Raw genomic sequence first — 15,163 nt, forward strand, 5'->3', positions numbered from 1 at the left:
GTGCGAACGTAGGTCCCCTCACCCTCGAGCGGAGGATCGGCAGCCTAACTCGCGTCCACGGTGACCGCCCCGCGACTCGTCCGGCGTCCGACGACCAGCGCGACGACGGCCGCCAGCACCGTCACGGCCCCGACGACCCAGAGGCCGGCGCGCTGGCTGCCGGTGAGGTCGGCGAGCCCGCCGGTGACGTACGGGGCGGCGAAGCCCGAGACGTTGCCCAGCGAGTTGATCAGCGCGATGCCGCCCGCGGCAGCCGCGCCGGTGAGGAACTGCGAGGGCAGCGGCCAGAAGGTCGGCAGCGCCGAGCAGATCCCGACGGCACACACCGTCACCGCGGCGATCGCCGAGAACGGGTCCTGCAGATAGAGCGCGACGGGGATCGCGACCCCGCCGACGAGCATCGGCAGCGCGAGCCACCAGCGCCGCCCGCTCTCCCCGGCGAGGAAGCCGCCGTCGGTGCGCGCGGCGGCCCGGTCGGCCGCGCGGCTCCACAGCACCATCCCGACGGCCGCGACGGCGTAGGGCACCGAGGTGACCAGGCCCTTCTCGATCGTGTCGAGCTCGGTGCCGAACTGCTGCTCGAAACCGGCGACGATCGTGGGCAGGAAGAAGCCCAGCGCGTAGAGCCCGTAGGTGACGCCGAAGTAGACGAAGGCCAGCACGAGGATCCGGGGCGCGGTCAGCGCGCGGCGCAGCGGCCAGTGGTCGGCGGACCGGACCTGCTCGGACTCGGCGTCGAGCCGGTCGCGCAGCCAGCGGCGCTCGTCGTCGGCGAGCCAGCGGGCGTCCTCGGGCCTGTCGGTGAGCGCCCACAGCGTGAGGAACCCGAGCAGGATCGCCGGGATCCCCTCGAACAGGAACATGACCCGCCAGCCCGACAGGCCGAACAGCCCGTCGCCCGCGGAGATGATCAGCGCGCTGACCGTCGAGCCGACCGCGGTCGACACCGGCACCGCGACCATGAACCAGCCGACCGCCCGCGCCCGGTACTCGGCCGGGAACCAGAAGGTGAGATAGAGGATGATCCCGGGGAAGAAGCCCGCCTCGGCGACGCCGAGCAGGAAGCGCAGGACGATCAGCACGGTCGCGTTCGGCGTGAACGCCATGACCGTCGCGACGATCCCCCAGGACACCAGGATCCGCGTGATCCACCGCCGCGCCCCGAAGCGGTGCAGCGCGAGGTTGCTCGGCACCTCGAGCAGCAGGTAGCCGACGAAGAAGATCCCGGACGCGAGCCCGAACACCGTCGCTGTCATGCCCAGCTCGGCGTTCATGCCGTTCGGGCCGGCGAAGCCGATGTTGACGCGGTCCAGGTAGTTGACGAAGTAGAGCAGTCCCAGCAGGGGCATCAGCCGGCGGACGACCTTGCGCAGCGTCCGCCGGCCGAGATCACTCTCCGTGCTCGATCCGCTCGTCTCCGTCGACATCGTTGTAGTGGACCAAAGATGTCACGACGGTGTGAAGTCCCGCGGCGACGTCCCGCGGTGACATTCCTACGAGCAGCTGCGCAGCGCCGAGACGTCGGGGGAGCCGCTGCGCTCGAACGAGACGTGCACGTGGTCCTCGTGGTTGGCCGTGGCGCCGCCACGGTCCTCCATGCCCTCCCAGCCGGACCCGGTGTTGATCCGCTGGTCCCAGATGACGTACGAGACGCCGAGCTCGTCCTTGTTCTCGACGAGGCAGTCGGCGATCGCGTCACCGCTCGTGGTCATGAAGTCGAGCGCGTAGCCGTCCGGGTGGTCGGACTGGCCGCCGCGGCTACCGACACCGAGGACGTCGTGGCCGGGGAAGACGCACTCCATCGCGTTGCCGACCTCCTGCACGGCGTCGGCGACCCCGCCGTAGGAGCTCGACGCCCCGCAGCCGGTGATCGACGCGGCGCGCTCCTGCTCGGCCTCCCGTTCCTGCTGGGCCTCCTGGGCGCGCTGCTCCTCGGCCGCGCGGGCCTCCGCCTCGCGGGCGGCCGCGGCGTCCGCGGCGCGGTCGCGCTCGGTGGCCTTGATGAGGTCCGCCGACGCCGCGCTCGTGCCCGGGCCGCTGACCGGCGCCACGGCCGACCGCACGCCGGCGGTCGGGCCCGACGAGGACGTGTCGGCGAGGGCGGCGCCCTGGGCGGAGAGCTCGAGGGTGGTCGCGGCGCCCTGCGGGTCCTGGTCGGGCAGGGCGATGACCGCCGGGCCGACGAGCGCGAGCGCGCTGCCGGTCAGGCCCGCGGCGACCGCGCCGTGCCGGACCGCCGAGCGGCCGGGGGAGCGGTGCCGGGACGCGCCGCGGACGGCGCCCTCGGGCATGACGAACGGGACGGTGCGGGGCTCGCGGCGGCGCGGTCCTGCGTGCGCGTCACGGCCCCTGGGGGAGCGTTGCCGTGTCACGTGCTGCCTTCCGGTACGGGAACGGCCCGGCGGCACCGTCGGGGTCGGTGGTCGCCGATCGGGGAGAGCGAGGTCAACCGTGGGGGGAGCCGTGACCTGCTCGTGACCGTTCCGTGAGCGACAGTAGACGAACCGGACGCGGTGATCCGGCGGGGTTGCCTGCTCCACGACGGGCGGGAAGCACCGCGCGGTCGGCGGTCACGGGGCGCGACGGCGGGACCGCTCGTCGTGGTGGCGTGCCGCTCGGGAGGCCGGTCAGCAGGACAGGCGGTCCGCGACCGCCCGGCCGAGCAGGGTGCCCGAGCGCCAGGCCGTCTCGACCTTGGGGCTGCCCCAGCCGTCGCCACAGAGCCCGACGAGGTCGTCGGTGAGCGCGAAGTCGTCCTGGCGCGGCTCCGACGGGCTCGCGTAGGACCAGCGGTGCGCATGGGTCCAGGCCGGCGCGTCGTCCAGGCCGAGCAGCTCCGTGACCGCGCCGACCACGGGCGCGATCGCGCCGTCGGGGTCGTCGAGGTGACGCCGGGCCCGCTCGCTGCTGGTGTGCGCGACGAGCACCGGGGCGCCGTCGCCGCGCCGGTCGCCGTCGTCGGCGACGAGGTCGACGTCGGGGTGCCCGTTGACGAACGCGGCGGCGAACCGCTCCCAGCTCCGGTGCCCGAAGCCCAGGGCCACCGAGATCACCGGCTCCCACGTCCGGTCGGCGACGAGCTCGGCCGCCCGCAGCGCGGGGTGCAGCAGGCGGGCGGCCTGCGGGTCGGGCATCGCGAGCACGACCGCGCGGGCCGCGAGCCCGTCGACCGCCGGGCCGGGGGTGACGGCCCCGACGGCGTGCCCGGACGTGACGTCGAGGCCCGCGGCGAGGTCGGCGACCAGCGAGCGCAGCCCGCCCGGCGCGCACCACCGCTGCGGGCCCTGCTTCGACGACCAGGTGCCGTCGGCGTCGTGGCTCGCGAGCGTGTCGGTCCAGGGGCGGGCGAGCCCGCGGGCGTGCCAGTCGTCGACGACGGCGGCGAACTCCTCGCCGCGCACGGTGAAGTAGGCGGCGCCGAGGTCCACGACGTGGTCGGACGCGTCGGCGCCCGCGGGCAGCGGCCGGCTCGTCATCCGCCCGCCGACCCGGTGCGACCGCTCCAGCACGCGGGCGGGCGTGCCGGCCGCGAGGAGCGCCCGCGCACAGGCGACGCCGCTGATGCCGCCGCCGACGACGAGGACGTCGGAGCGGACGGGAGGGGTCACGTCCGCGCCCCCGACCGGTAGACGTGCGTGCTGTCGCGCACCGTGCCCACGTACTCCTCGACGAGGTCCTCCATCGCGACCAGGCCCACCGTCGAGCCCTCCTCGTCGACGGCCCGCGCGAGGTGCGAGCCCTCGCGCCGCAGGGCCGCGAGCGCCTCGTCGACCGGCGCCGAGAGCGCCAGCTCGGGCAGCGCCCGGACCCGGTCGGCCGGCACCGGGCGGTCGGCGGCCTCGTCGTCGGACCGGCCGTCGCCGTCCCCGTCGCCCAGATCGAGGACGTCCTTGACGTGCAGGTACCCGTCGAGGGCGACCACCGGTTCGTGGTCCGTGACGTCACCGCCCTCGCTGCCCTGACCGCCCTCGCCGGGCGCGTCCGGGGTGATCGGCGTCGTGCCGAGCTCGTGGCGCTGGGTGTCCAGGCGCGGATGGGCGTCGGGACCCAGCGGGGCCTGCACGGGGAAGCGGGAGAAGCCGGTGCGGGCGACGGCCTCCTCGACCGCGCCGACCGTCGGGTTGGGCGGCAGGACGGTGACCCGGTCGAGCGGGATCATGACGTCGGCGACCGTGTGCTCCGCGGAGCTCAGCGTCTGGGTGAGCCGGCGGGTCTGCGCGGCGTCGAGCAGCCCCTCGCGGCGCGACTCCGAGAGCATGTCCGCGATCTCCTGCGGGGTGTAGGCCGCCTCCCGCTCGTCGACCGGGGTGACGCCGAAGAGGCGCAGGACGTGGTTCGCGACCCAGTTGAGCACCGTGATCACCGGTCGGGTGACCTTGAGGAAGGCCACCAGCGCCGGCACCAGCCACAGCGAGGTGCGCTCCGGCCCGGCGATGGCGATGTTCTTGGGCACCATCTCGCCGACGACGATGTGCAGGATCGTCACGATGGTCAGCGCGACCACGAACGCGATGGGGTGGATGAGCACCTCGGGCACGCCGATCGGCAGCAGCACGCCCTCGAGCTGGTGGGCCACCGCGGGCTCGCCGAGCGAGCCGAGGGCGAGCGAGCAGATCGTGATGCCCAGCTGGGCGGCGGCGAGCATCATCGAGAGGTGCTCGGAGGCGCGCAGCACGGTGGTCGCGCCGGAGGTGCCCTCGGCCTGCAGGGCCTCGAGACGGTCGCGGCGCGCGGTGATCAGCGAGAACTCGGCGCCGACGAAGAACGCGTTGCCCCCGAGCAGCGCGACCATTAGCAGCAGCGCGACGGTGTCGCTCACGAGCCCTCCTCCACACCGCTCGCGGTGACCGCGGCCGGCTCGACCTGCGGCGGGCGCACCACCCGGACCTCGTTGATCCGCCGGCCGTCGACCCGCGTGACGATGAGCTGCCAGTCGTCGTGGGTGACGGCGTCACCGACGTTGGCCAGGCGCTGCAGCTCGGCGACGACGTAGCCGGCGAGCGTCTCGTAGACCTCGCTCTCCGGGAATCCCCACCCCACGAGGTCCTCGAGCTCGTCGGGGCGCAGCATCCCGGAGACGATCCAGCTGTCGGGCCCCTCGTCGCGCACCCGGGCCGCCTCGCCGCGGTCGTGCTCGTCGCGGACGTCGCCGACGATCTCCTCGACGAGGTCCTCGAGCGTGACGATGCCCGCGGTGCCGCCGTACTCGTCGACCACCAGCGCCATCTGCAGTCCGGCGCCGCGCAGGCGGTCGAGCAGCTCGTCGCCGTCGAGGGAGTCGGGCACGGTGGTGGCGGTGCGCATGAGGTTGCGCAGCTTGGTGGTGGAGCGGCGGGCCCGCGGCTCGCTGAAGGCCTGCTTGACGTGCACGACGCCCTTGATGTCGTCGAGGTCGCGGTCGACGACGGGGAACCGGGAGAAGCCGGTGCGCACCGTGGCGGCGAGCAGGTCGTCGACGGTGTCGTCCTGTGAGAGCGACTCGACGCGCACCCGCGGGGTCATCAGCTCGTCGGCGCGGCGCTCGCTGACCCGCAGCGAGCGCGCCATGACCTCGGCGGTGCCCTCGTCGAGCGTGCCCTGCTGGGCGCTCGTGGCCACGAGCGAGCCGAGCTCCTGGGGGGAGCGCGCCGAGCGCAGCTCCTCGGCGGGCTCGATGCCGAGCCGGCGCACGATCCAGTTGGCCGAGCCGTTCAGCCCGCCGATGAAGTAGGAGAAGATCCGGGAGAAGCCGGCCTGCAGCCCGGCGACCATCCGCGCGGTGCCCATCGGCCGGGCGATCGCGAGGTTCTTGGGGACGAGCTCGCCGAAGGTCATCGACAGGGCGGTGGCGACGATCAGCGCGATGATCGAGGCGGTGCCTCCGGCCGCGCCCGGGGGCAGCCCGACGTCCTCGAGCAGCGGGGAGATCAGCGTGGCGATGGCCGGCTCGGAGAGGTAGCCGGTGATCAGCGTCGTGATGGTGATGCCGAGCTGGGCGCCCGAGAGCTCGAACGACAGGTTGCGGTGGGCCCGTTGGACGACCTTCGAGCGCCGGTCGTCGACCTCGGCGACGTGGTTGTCGATCTGGCTGCGCTCGAGGCTGGTCAGGGAGAACTCGGCGGCGACGAAGATCGCCGTCGTGAAGGTGACGGCGACGAACCCGACCAGGCCCAGCACCGACAGGAGGACGTCCACGGTCGACCGAGTCCCCGCCTCAGCCTGTCGCCAACCGGGCCGGGAAGCCGCCCGTGGCGATCGGCCCCCACCGCTGCACCGTCAGCCGGATCAGCGACTTCCCCTGCGTCGCCATCGCCTCGCGGTACTCCTCCCAGTCGGGGTGCTCGCCGGAGATCGAGCGGAAGTAGTCGCACAGCGGTTCGAGCGCGTCGGGCAGGTCGAGCACCTCCGCGCTGCCCTCGACGTGCACCCACGGCCCGTCGAAGTCGTCGGAGAGCACGCACATCGCCACCCCCGGGTCGCGCCGCACGTTCGCGACCTTGGCCCGCTCCGGGTAGGTCGACACGAGCAGGCGGCCCTCGGCGTCGATCCCGAGCGTCACGGGCGAGGTCTGCTCGCCCCCGTCGCGGCGGTGGGTGACGACGATCGCCTTGTGCCGCGTGCGCAGGAACGCGTCGAGCTCCTCGCGGGAGACCCGGTCGTTCGTCGCCACGTTCGCCATGGCGACGAGCGTAGCCGCGGGCACCGACCGCCCCCTCTACGGTGATCGCCGTGGGTGCACTGGAGGGCCGGCGGGTGCTGGTCACGGGAGCGTCGTCGGGCATCGGGGCGGCCGTGGCGCGGGCCGCCGCGGAGGCCGGGGCCACCGTCGGGCTGCTGGCCCGGCGTGCGGACCGCCTCGCGGTCCTGGCGGACGAGGTCGGGGGGCACGCCGCGGTCGCCGACGTCACGGACGCGACGGCGGTCACCGCCGCCGTCGAGGAGCTGGTGGGCGACCTCGGCGGGCTCGACGCCGTGGTGGCCGCGGCGGGGACGATGCACCTCGGCGCGGTGGGGGAGACGGACCCGGCGCGCTGGCGCGAGGTGTTCGACGTCAACGTCTCCGGGCTGCTGGCGACGGCCCACGCGGCGCTGCCGCACCTGGGCGAGGGCAGCAGCTTCGTGACGATCTCGTCGATGTCCGGCCGGCGCGTCCCCACCGCCGCGGGCGGGGTGTACGCCGCGAGCAAGTTCGCCGCCCACGCCGTCGACGAGACCCTGCGCCGCGAGGTGGGCCCGCGGGGCGTGCGCGTCACCACGGTCGCGCCCGGGTTCGTGGCCACCGACCTGCTGGCGGGCGACGAGCCGGGACGCCCCGACGTCGCCTCCTTCCGGGAGCGGATGCAGGCGCTGGGCCTCACACCCGAGCACGTCGCCGGCGCGGTGGTGCACGTGCTCGGCCTGCCGCCGGAGGTGTGCGTGGTGGAGTACGCCCTGGTGTCGACGGCGCAGCAGCGCGGGTAGCGGATCGGTTCGGTGACCTGCGCCGCACGCGGTGGCGGGGGACCCCACGGCCACGAGAACAATGACCCGCCATGTGCGACGGAGCCTCGCCGACGAGGGCCTCGTGAGCGGCAGCGCGCGTAGCGGAGCGGAGCCGCGCTCGTGAGCGGTAGCCCGTTCGTCGACTTCGACCGCGCGTCGTGGGCCCAGCTGCGCGACACGAGCGCGGTGCCGCTGACGGCCGAGGAGCTCGAGGAGCTGCGCTCGCTGGGCGACCCGGTGGACCTCGACGAGGTCCGCGACGTCTACCTGCCGGTGTCGCGCCTGCTCGACCTGCACGTGCGCGCCAACGCGGGCCTCCTCGAGGCCTACCGCACCTTCCTGCGCCAGGACGAGGAGGCGACGCCGTTCGTCATCGGTATCGCGGGCTCGGTGTCGGTCGGCAAGTCGACGACCGCGCGGCTGCTGCGCCTGCTGCTGGCGCGCTGGTCCGACCACCCCGACGTCGCCCTCGTCACCACCGACGGGTTCCTGCACCCCAACGCAGAGCTCGAGCGGCGGGGGCTGATGGGGCGCAAGGGGTTCCCGGAGTCCTACGACCGGCGCGCGCTGCTGCGGTTCGTCGCGGACATCAAGGCCGGCAAGCCGGAGGTGCCGGTGCCGGTGTACTCCCACCTCGTCTACGACGTCCTCGACGAGCAGCGGGTGGTCTCGCGGCCGGACATCCTCGTGCTCGAGGGCCTCAACGTGCTCCAACCGGCGCCGCAGACCGGCGAGCGGGCGAGCGCCCTGGCCGTCTCGGACCTGATCGACTTCTCCGTGTACGTGGACGCCCACCCCGGCGACGTCCGGCGCTGGTACGTCGAGCGCTTCCTCGCCCTGCGCGAGACGGCGTTCCGCGACCCGGCGTCGTACTTCCGGCGCTACGCCGAGATGGACGAGGACGCCGCGCTGGCGCGGGCCGGGACGATCTGGGACGAGATCAACGGCCCGAACCTGCGGCAGAACATCGCCCCGACCCGCTCGCGGGCCGACCTCGTGCTCACCAAGGGCGGCGACCACACCGTGCGGCGGATCCGGCTGCGCAAGCTGTGAGCCAGCTCTGACCGGCACGTCACGGCGGCGTGGGACCATGCCGGTATGTCCACTTCCGCCGCCGGGACACAGGCCGAGCCGCGCCGGGATCCGTCCGGTGCGTCCGGTTCGTCCGATCCGGACCTGCCGTCGCGCCTGCGACTGGCCGTCGGCCGCCTCAACCGCCGTATCCGGGTCGACTCCGCCGCCGCGCTGCCCCCGCTGCAGACCTCGGTGCTGGCCACGCTCGAGGACCACGCCCCTCTGCGGCTCTCCGAGCTCGCCCGCCGGGAGGCGGTCACCCCGCCGACGATGAGCCGGGTGCTGGCCGCCCTCGACGACGCGGGCCTGCTCGTGCGCACGCCCGACCCGCAGGACGCCCGGTCGGCGCTGATCCACCTGTCGGACCAGGGTCACGACGCCATCCGGCGCATCCGTACCGAGCGGACGGCCTCGCTGGCGCAGCGCCTCGACCGGCTCGACCCCGAGCAGCGTGCGGCCCTGGAGGCGGCCCTGCCCGCTCTCGAGCTCCTCGTCGAGGAGTAGCCGGCACCCGTGGGGTGTAACGTTCCGCGTCCGAGTGACGACAGACGGTGTGTCAGGTGTGAGTGAGTCGACTCCGGGAGAGCCGGTGGTGTTCCAAGCGCCCCTGCAGCGCCGCCCGTCCCCGCCCGAGGTGGCCGACGAGCGCGAGGCGCTCGAGGGGTGGCTCGACTACTTCCGCGCGCTGGTCGTCGTCGCCCTCGACGGGCTGGACGAGGCCACCCTGCGCCGGCGTGTCCCGGCCGACGGGCCGAGCCTGCTCGCCATCGTCAAGCACCTCACCGAGGTCGAGCGCACCTGGCTGGTCGAGCGCTGGGGCGGGCGCGGCGGCCGCCACATCCCGAGCTACGTCGACGACGACGAGCCCGGATACCGGCTCGCCGACGTCGAGACGCCGCAGGAGGTCGTCGGCGCCTACCTCGAGGCGTGCGAGAAGGGGCGGGACGCCCTCGCCGGCGCCGAGTCGCTCGACGACGCCGTCCGGGACGACCGGCGCGGGCACATCGAGCTGCGCTGGATCCTGCTCCACCTCATCACCGAGACCGCTCGCTACGCCGGGCAGGCGCAGGTGCTGCGCGACGCCTCGGTCGGGCTCGGTGCCGGGCTCGGGACCGAGTCCGCCACCGGGCCGGTCACCGCGCCCGCCCCGGAGTGATCAGCGGCTGACGCTCGCGGTCACCGTGAGCTCGTCGTGGTCGAAGGACACGAGGCCCTCGATGGCCCGCGACTCGTCGGTCGGGGTCTCGTACGACCAGGCGGCGTCGGCGAGCACGCGCCCGTCGGGCAGCCGGACCGAGTAGTAGGTCGCGTAGCCCTTGTACGGGCAGGCGGTGCGCTTCCCGGACGGCTCGAGGGTCGCGGCCAGCGCCTCCCGCGGCAGGTAGAGGCGGTCGACCAGCCCGGTCTCGCCGAGCAGGACCGCGCTGCCCGCGGCGTCGGCGGCGTCGGCGGTGTCGGCGATGGACACGCCGTCGGTGGTCGTGACGGTGACGTGGCGGCTCGTGTTCCGCAGGCTCACGCGGTGGTAGGGGTCGGGCAGGCGCCCGATGACCTCGTCGTCCTCGTCGAGCCACCGGTCGGCGGCCTCGACGGCCAGCACGGCGCGCCCGGCCAGCCACGACGTCTCGGGCTTGGGGTCCGGGTAGGCCCACACCGCGTCGGTGACCACGCGGTCGCCGACGCGCAGCGAGCGGTAGGTCGCGTCGCCCTTGAAGGGGCAGTGGGTGACGGTGTCGCTGGGCTCGAGGAGGTCGGCGCGCAGGTCCGCCTCGGGCACGTAGAGCTGCGGGGGCAGCCCGGTCTCGTAGAGCAGGGCGCCGTCGGTGGTGTCGAGGACGGTGACCCCGTCGACCTCGGCCCGCACGCGCCGCGTGAACGGCTCGAGCAGCAGCGAGTGCGCGGGGCCCTCGACGGTGAACGTGCGGGTCTCGGGGACCTTCCGCGACAGCGGGCCACCGAACATCGTCAGGGCCACGAGGACCTCCTGGGACGGGAGCGGGACGTGCCAGGGACAACCCGGCGGGCCGCGGGCGTTGTTCCCGCCCGCTCCCGCCCGTGTGCCTCAGCTGCTCGCCGCGACGGCGCCCGCGCCCGCGGCGGCGGCCACCGCGGCGTGGACGTCGGCGATCGCCCGCCGGACGGCTTCGCCGGCCCACTCGCCGTCGGCGACGACCTTGCTGCGGTCACGCAGCTCGCGGCGCGGCGCGTCGAGCAGCTTGTGCTCGGCCTTGACCGCGCGCACGAGCGCCACCAGGGCGGCGTCGTCCCGGGTGGGGACGGCGCCGTCGACGAGGACCGCCCGCAGGCGGGCGACCGCGGCGTCGCGGCGCGACCGGTCGGCGGCGGGGTAGCGGGGGGAGCGGGGGATCCCGAGGAAGGCGCGCTCCTCGAGGCGCAGCGCGCCGTCGTGGACGAGGCCGGCCATCAGGGGGTCGCGCACCCGGCCCTGCAGCTTCTCGATCGCCGACTTCGGGGTCGCGTCGGCGGGCAGGCGCTCGAGGGCGAGGTCGAGGACGTGGTCGCCGGTGTGCCCGCGGTCGCCGACCACCAGGCGGGTGCCGCGCCACCGGCCGCCGTCGGCGAGGTGTGCGCGCCCGTCCAGCACCAGCTGGAGCACGACGGCCCCGGCGAGCGCCCGGGGCAGGGAGGTGGAGTCCACGAGCGGCGCGCCGGTCTCGGGCTCGTGGAGGAGCAGGGCCAGGTCCTCGGCGGTGCGCATGAGCTCATCGTGGCGGGCCGGGCCCCGCGCCCGCCTCCGTCTCGCGGCGGAGATGCGTGCCGTATGCGTGGGGGCCGTCCGTGGCGGGGATGACCCGCGTGTGAGCGCCCCGATCCAGCCCGTCACCCGCGTCGCCCCCGGATACACGGGTCCGACGATGATGACCCAGCGCTGGTGCGACGTCGCCTTCCTGCACTGGGCGGTCACGCCGTCGACGGTCGCGCCGCTGCTCCCGCCCGGGGTGCACCCCGACGTGCACGACGGCGTGACCTGGGTGGGGCTGGTGCCGTTCCGGATGGTCGGCGCCGGGGTGCTGCGCGGGCCGTCGATCCCGTGGCTGGGCACGTTCCCCGAGACCAACGTGCGGCTCTACACCGTCGACGAGCGCGGCGTCCGGGGCATCGTGTTCCGCAGCCTCGACGCCTCGCGGCTCGCGGTGGTCGCCGGCGCGCGGGCGGCGTTCGGGCTGCCGTACCGCTGGGCGTCGATGGACGTCGCCGACGACGGCGACGAGCGGACCTACGTCACCGGGCGGCCGCACGCGAGCCGGGTGCGGGTCCGGGTGGGCGGGCCTCGCGGGTCCGGGCCCCTCGAGGACTTCCTCACCGCCCGCTGGGGCCTCCACGAGCGTCACCTCGGCGTCGACTGGTACGTCCCGAACGTCCACGAGCCCTGGCCGCTGCACCACGCCGAGCTGCGCGAGCTCGACGACACGCTGCTCGCGGCCGCCGGGTTCCCCGACCTCGCGGGCCGGCCGCCCGACCACGTCGCCGCCTCGCCCGGGGTGTCGGTGCGCTTCGGCTTCCCGCGACCCTGGCGGCGGCCGCGGTGGCCGGGGGCGCTCGGCACACGGTCACCGGCGCGTATCCCTCGCCGGGCGAGCGGTACGAGCCGGTGACCGCCGGACGGGAGCCGGGGTCAGGACCGGCGCAGCCCCGTCGCCCACTGCAGGTCGGCGAACACGGCGACCACGGCGGCCTGGGCCAGGACGACGACCGCGCCGAGCACGGTCAGCTGCTCCCACGCGCCGACGACGAGCCCGAGGCTCATCAGCACCCAGGCGCTGTTGCCGAGCACGACGACCCAGGTCAGCGGGCGGGGCACCGCCGGCCGCGCGGCCAGCGCGACCAGCCCGGCGGCGTAGACGACGAGGAACACGCCCACCCCGAGCAGCAGTGGACTCGACAGGCCCAGCCAGGTGTCGAGGACCCCGGCGCCCGCGGCGGCGGCGATCCCGAGCGCGCCGGACGCCGCGGCGTCGAGGCGCAGGACCGCGCGCAGGCCGCGGTGGGTGTCGGTGGCGGTGGTGGTCGGCGTGGTGGTGGTCGTGGGGTCGGTCGTGGCGCTCATGGGGTCCTCCTCGGGGCCGGTGCGACTGTCGGGGAGAAGCCTGCGGCGGCGCGGGTAACGGGGTCGATGACCTCGGAGGTCATGGCCGCCGCCCCCGGCGCGCCCTAGCGTCGGCTCACGTGACCGGTACGACAGGCATGACGACGCTCGAGTCGCGCCCCGCGCCCGGCGACCTGCTGCGCGGCTGGCGCACCCGCCGCCGGCGCAGTCAGATGGACCTCGCCCTCGACGTCGGCGTCTCCACCCGGCACCTGAGCTTCGTCGAGACCGGCCGGGCCCGGGCGAGCCGCGAGCTGCTCGTCGACCTGTGCGAGCACCTCGACGTCCCGCTGCGCGAGCGCAACACCCTGCTGCTCGCCGCCGGCTTCGCCCCGACCTACAGCGAGTCGCGCCTGGACGCGGCCGCCCTCGACGCCGTCCGCGACGCGCTCGAGCACCTGCTGGCGGGCCACGAACCGTTCCCCGCGCTCGTCGTCGACCGCTGCGGCGACGTCGTCATGGCCAACCGGGCCGTCAGCGCGCTGCTCGCCCTGCTCGACCCGGCGCTGCTCACGCCGCCGGTCAACGTCTACCGGCTGAGCCTGCACCCCGACGGCCTCGCACCCCACGTGCGCAACCTCGCCGAGTGGGCCGGGCACCTGCTGCACCGCCTCGAGCGCCTCACCGACCTCACCGGCGACCCGCGCCTCGTCGCCCTGCGCGACGAGCTCACCGGCTATGCCCTTCCTGCCCCGCCGGCCCCGACCGGATCCGGAGCCGGGGCGGCGCACGTCATGCTGCCGCTGCACCTCGCGCACCCGGCGGGCGACCTGCGGCTCTACTCGACGATCACGCACTTCGGCGCGGCCTGGGACGTCACGCTCGACGAGCTGTCGCTGGAGTCGTTCGTGCCCGCCGACGCCGCCACCCGCGCGGTGCTGGAGGAGCTGGTCAGCGAGTGAGCCCCTCCGCACGACGCCGCGCGTGCACCGCGATCACGGGGTCGTCGGTGGACGCCCGGCGCTGGGCGACGGGCTCGTCGAAGGCGCCGGCCTCGCGCAGGTAGGTGGCGACGATGGCGGCGCGCCGGCGGTCGTCGGCGGCGAGCCAGCCGCGGATCGCCTTGGTGGGGAAGCAGCGGTCGGAGAAGGTCAGCGCGAAGGTGCCGCCGGGCCGCAGGACGCGCCCGACCTCGGCGCAGACCGCGACCGGCGTGGTCAGGTAGTCGATCGAGACCGTGCAGACGGCGGTGTCGAAGGACGCGTCGGCGAACGGGAGCGTCGGGTCGGCGTTGAGGTCGCGGACCACCCGCTCGTCGGCCATCGGATTGGCGTCGAGCTCGGCGGCGTTCATCCCCAGCACGGTGAGGTGGCGCGGCCGGGTGCGCAGGTGCGAGACCCACGAGCTCATGAGGTCCAGGACGTCGCCGGCGACCCCGATCTCGTCGTAGAACGCGCCGACCGCGGCGATCGCGCCGTCGTCGATGTGCTGGACGAGGCGCGGCGGTCCGTAGAAGGAGGCGTCGTCACCGTCGTCGGCGCGGTCGAAGAATCCGGGCGGGAAGGTCACGGGCGGGGTCACGGGCGGGATCACGGAGTCCGGGTGCCCCGGGGTGCCCCGTCACATGTGATCCCGTCGGCGGCGCCGGGTGCGGGCCGGGCCCGGTTGGGGACGATGGCCCGCATGGCCGACTCCGCCCCGGTGCTCCCCGCCGGCCCGACCCTGCCCGGCGACGGCGCGCTGACCGATCCGGCGGCCTTCCCCGTCCTGCGTGCCCTGGCCCCGCGCTACGCCGACCTCGGCGGCGACGGCCGGGTGACGACGGTGGCGCTGGCCCGGTGGTTCGAGGAGGCGCGGGTCGCGGCGGCCCTGCCGCGGTTCCGCCGGCTCGTCTCCGACGGCGGCGGCTCGTTCCGCATCCTGCTCGCCGCCCAGCGGATCCGGCGGCTGGCGCCGACGACCCTCGGCGCCGACCACCGCGTCGGGTCCGGCGTGCGGCGCATCGGCGGGTCGTCGTACTCCTGGGGCCACGGGGTCTTCGCCGGCGACACGTGCGTCGCGGTGTCCGACTCGGTGACGGTGCTGGCGACGGGCGCGGGCCCGAGCGGGCTGCCCGACGAGCTGCGCGCCGACCTCGCGGCCCTGGCCATCGACGAGCCCGGCGACGCCCCGCCCCGTCCGGAGGCCGCGCGCCGCGAGCACGACCGCTACCCCGTCGCCCACCGGATCGCGACGCGGATCGCCGACGTCGACACCAACCGGCACGTCAACAACGTCGCGGTGCTGTCCTGGTACGCCGACGCGGTCGCCGCCTGGCAGTCCGCGCAGCTCGGCGACCCCGACGGCGGGCCGCCCGAGGACCTCGCCCCGGTCGCGTGGGACGTGCAGTACGTCGACGAGGTCGCCCATCCGCGCACCTACGACGTCGCCCTCGCCGTGGATCCCGCCCCCGACGGCCTTCACTACCGGGCCGGCGTCTTCGCGGGGGAGCGGTGCGTGGGCCTCGCCGACGGGTTCGGTGCCGCCGGGCCGTTCGACGCCGACGGGTCCGGCTGGATCGGCCCCTGATCAGGTCGCTGG

Annotated in this window: 17 protein-coding genes; 7 read left to right on the forward strand and 10 right to left on the reverse strand. The window is 75.0% G+C overall.

The genetic code is table 11. The features are described 5' to 3' along the window. Positions 1 to 44 precede the first annotated feature (44 nt). The 6 genes from ACYX4T_RS04835 to ACYX4T_RS04860 form a co-directional block, all read right to left on the reverse strand. On the reverse strand, positions 45 to 1,427 hold the full coding sequence (locus ACYX4T_RS04835; RefSeq protein ID WP_476013442.1) for an MFS transporter: 1,383 nt from the start codon (positions 1,425 to 1,427) through the stop codon (positions 45 to 47). Positions 1,428 to 1,493: 66 nt separating this feature from the next. After that, positions 1,494 to 2,291: a VldE C-terminal domain-containing protein gene (locus ACYX4T_RS04840; RefSeq protein WP_476013443.1), complete on the reverse strand. Its 798-nt coding sequence runs from the start codon at positions 2,289 to 2,291 to the stop codon at positions 1,494 to 1,496. 336 nt (positions 2,292 to 2,627) lie between these two features. Then, complete coding sequence (locus ACYX4T_RS04845) at positions 2,628 to 3,608, reverse strand: NAD(P)/FAD-dependent oxidoreductase (RefSeq protein ID WP_476013444.1); 981 nt, start codon at positions 3,606 to 3,608, stop codon at positions 2,628 to 2,630. Beyond that, entirely contained in the window at positions 3,605 to 4,819 is a 1,215-nt protein-coding gene (locus ACYX4T_RS04850; RefSeq protein ID WP_476013445.1) for a hemolysin family protein, read from the reverse strand. The genes ACYX4T_RS04845 and ACYX4T_RS04850 overlap by 4 nt, the downstream gene beginning before the upstream one ends. Then, a complete protein-coding gene (locus tag ACYX4T_RS04855) occupies positions 4,816 to 6,174 on the reverse strand; it encodes a hemolysin family protein (protein ID WP_476013446.1) in 1,359 nt (452 codons plus the stop codon). The genes ACYX4T_RS04850 and ACYX4T_RS04855 overlap by 4 nt, the downstream gene beginning before the upstream one ends. 19 nt (positions 6,175 to 6,193) lie before the next feature. Continuing rightward, positions 6,194 to 6,658: a PPOX class F420-dependent oxidoreductase gene (locus ACYX4T_RS04860; protein WP_476013447.1), complete on the reverse strand. Its 465-nt coding sequence runs from the start codon at positions 6,656 to 6,658 to the stop codon at positions 6,194 to 6,196. A gap of 50 nt (positions 6,659 to 6,708) precedes the next feature. On the opposite strand from ACYX4T_RS04860, the gene ACYX4T_RS04865 reads away from it, so the two are divergent. From ACYX4T_RS04865 to ACYX4T_RS04880, 4 genes are all read left to right on the forward strand, one after another. Beyond that, positions 6,709 to 7,440 carry an SDR family oxidoreductase gene (locus tag ACYX4T_RS04865; protein ID WP_476013448.1) on the forward strand — a complete coding sequence of 244 codons (732 nt, stop codon included), beginning with the start codon at positions 6,709 to 6,711 and terminating at the stop codon, positions 7,438 to 7,440. Positions 7,441 to 7,581: 141 nt separating this feature from the next. Further along, positions 7,582 to 8,514, forward strand: coding sequence for a type I pantothenate kinase (coaA, locus tag ACYX4T_RS04870; RefSeq protein ID WP_476013449.1), 933 nt, complete (start codon positions 7,582 to 7,584; stop codon positions 8,512 to 8,514). 45 nt (positions 8,515 to 8,559) lie between these two features. Beyond that, positions 8,560 to 9,039 (forward strand): MarR family winged helix-turn-helix transcriptional regulator, encoded by a 480-nt coding sequence (locus ACYX4T_RS04875; protein WP_476013450.1) that lies wholly within the window; start codon positions 8,560 to 8,562, stop codon positions 9,037 to 9,039. 88 nt (positions 9,040 to 9,127) lie between these two features. After that, positions 9,128 to 9,691, forward strand: a complete 564-nt coding sequence (locus ACYX4T_RS04880) for a DinB family protein (RefSeq protein ID WP_476013451.1) — start codon at positions 9,128 to 9,130, stop codon at positions 9,689 to 9,691. On the opposite strand, the gene ACYX4T_RS04885 is transcribed toward ACYX4T_RS04880, so the two are convergent. Both ACYX4T_RS04885 and ACYX4T_RS04890 read right to left on the reverse strand, forming a co-directional pair. Next, positions 9,692 to 10,510 carry a DUF427 domain-containing protein gene (locus ACYX4T_RS04885; RefSeq protein ID WP_476013452.1) on the reverse strand — a complete coding sequence of 273 codons (819 nt, stop codon included), beginning with the start codon at positions 10,508 to 10,510 and terminating at the stop codon, positions 9,692 to 9,694. A gap of 87 nt (positions 10,511 to 10,597) precedes the next feature. Continuing rightward, positions 10,598 to 11,254 (reverse strand): GOLPH3/VPS74 family protein, encoded by a 657-nt coding sequence (locus ACYX4T_RS04890; protein ID WP_476013453.1) that lies wholly within the window; start codon positions 11,252 to 11,254, stop codon positions 10,598 to 10,600. A gap of 100 nt (positions 11,255 to 11,354) precedes the next feature. Between ACYX4T_RS04890 and ACYX4T_RS04895 the strand changes: the two genes are divergently transcribed. Further along, positions 11,355 to 12,152 carry a YqjF family protein gene (locus ACYX4T_RS04895; RefSeq protein WP_476013454.1) on the forward strand — a complete coding sequence of 266 codons (798 nt, stop codon included), beginning with the start codon at positions 11,355 to 11,357 and terminating at the stop codon, positions 12,150 to 12,152. 20 nt (positions 12,153 to 12,172) lie between these two features. Here the strand turns inward: ACYX4T_RS04895 and ACYX4T_RS04900 are convergent, their stop codons facing one another. Beyond that, complete coding sequence (locus ACYX4T_RS04900; protein ID WP_476013455.1) at positions 12,173 to 12,604, reverse strand: hypothetical protein; 432 nt, start codon at positions 12,602 to 12,604, stop codon at positions 12,173 to 12,175. Between the two features lie 119 nt (positions 12,605 to 12,723). Here ACYX4T_RS04900 and ACYX4T_RS04905 point away from each other — a divergent pair, with 119 nt between their 5' ends. Next, complete coding sequence (locus tag ACYX4T_RS04905) at positions 12,724 to 13,545, forward strand: MmyB family transcriptional regulator (protein WP_476013456.1); 822 nt, start codon at positions 12,724 to 12,726, stop codon at positions 13,543 to 13,545. Here the strand turns inward: ACYX4T_RS04905 and ACYX4T_RS04910 are convergent. Next, positions 13,535 to 14,164: a methyltransferase domain-containing protein gene (locus tag ACYX4T_RS04910; protein WP_476013457.1), complete on the reverse strand. Its 630-nt coding sequence runs from the start codon at positions 14,162 to 14,164 to the stop codon at positions 13,535 to 13,537. The genes ACYX4T_RS04905 and ACYX4T_RS04910 overlap by 11 nt on opposite strands. 102 nt (positions 14,165 to 14,266) lie before the next feature. Here ACYX4T_RS04910 and ACYX4T_RS04915 point away from each other — a divergent pair, with 102 nt between their 5' ends. Beyond that, complete coding sequence (locus ACYX4T_RS04915) at positions 14,267 to 15,151, forward strand: acyl-CoA thioesterase (protein WP_476013458.1); 885 nt, start codon at positions 14,267 to 14,269, stop codon at positions 15,149 to 15,151. The last annotated feature ends 12 nt before the right edge of the window (positions 15,152 to 15,163 follow it).

The organism is Actinomycetospora sp. ABD4_176 (assembly GCF_056311855.1).

Bases quoted from the DNA above. Each gene is read 5' to 3' on its own strand.
- ACYX4T_RS04860 (WP_476013447.1), bottom strand. From the start codon at position 6,658: ATGGCGAACGTGGCGACGAACGACCGGGTCTCCCGCGAGGAGCTCGAC.
- ACYX4T_RS04840 (WP_476013443.1), bottom strand. From the start codon at position 2,291: ATGCCCGAGGGCGCCGTCCGCGGCGCGTCCCGGCACCGCTCCCCCGGC.
- ACYX4T_RS04915 (WP_476013458.1), top strand. From the start codon at position 14,267: ATGGCCGACTCCGCCCCGGTGCTCCCCGCCGGCCCGACCCTGCCCGGC.
- ACYX4T_RS04875 (WP_476013450.1), top strand. From the start codon at position 8,560: ATGTCCACTTCCGCCGCCGGGACACAGGCCGAGCCGCGCCGGGATCCG.
- ACYX4T_RS04835 (WP_476013442.1), bottom strand. From the start codon at position 1,427: ATGTCGACGGAGACGAGCGGATCGAGCACGGAGAGTGATCTCGGCCGG.
- ACYX4T_RS04900 (WP_476013455.1), bottom strand. From the start codon at position 12,604: ATGAGCGCCACGACCGACCCCACGACCACCACCACGCCGACCACCACC.
- ACYX4T_RS04890 (WP_476013453.1), bottom strand. From the start codon at position 11,254: ATGCGCACCGCCGAGGACCTGGCCCTGCTCCTCCACGAGCCCGAGACC.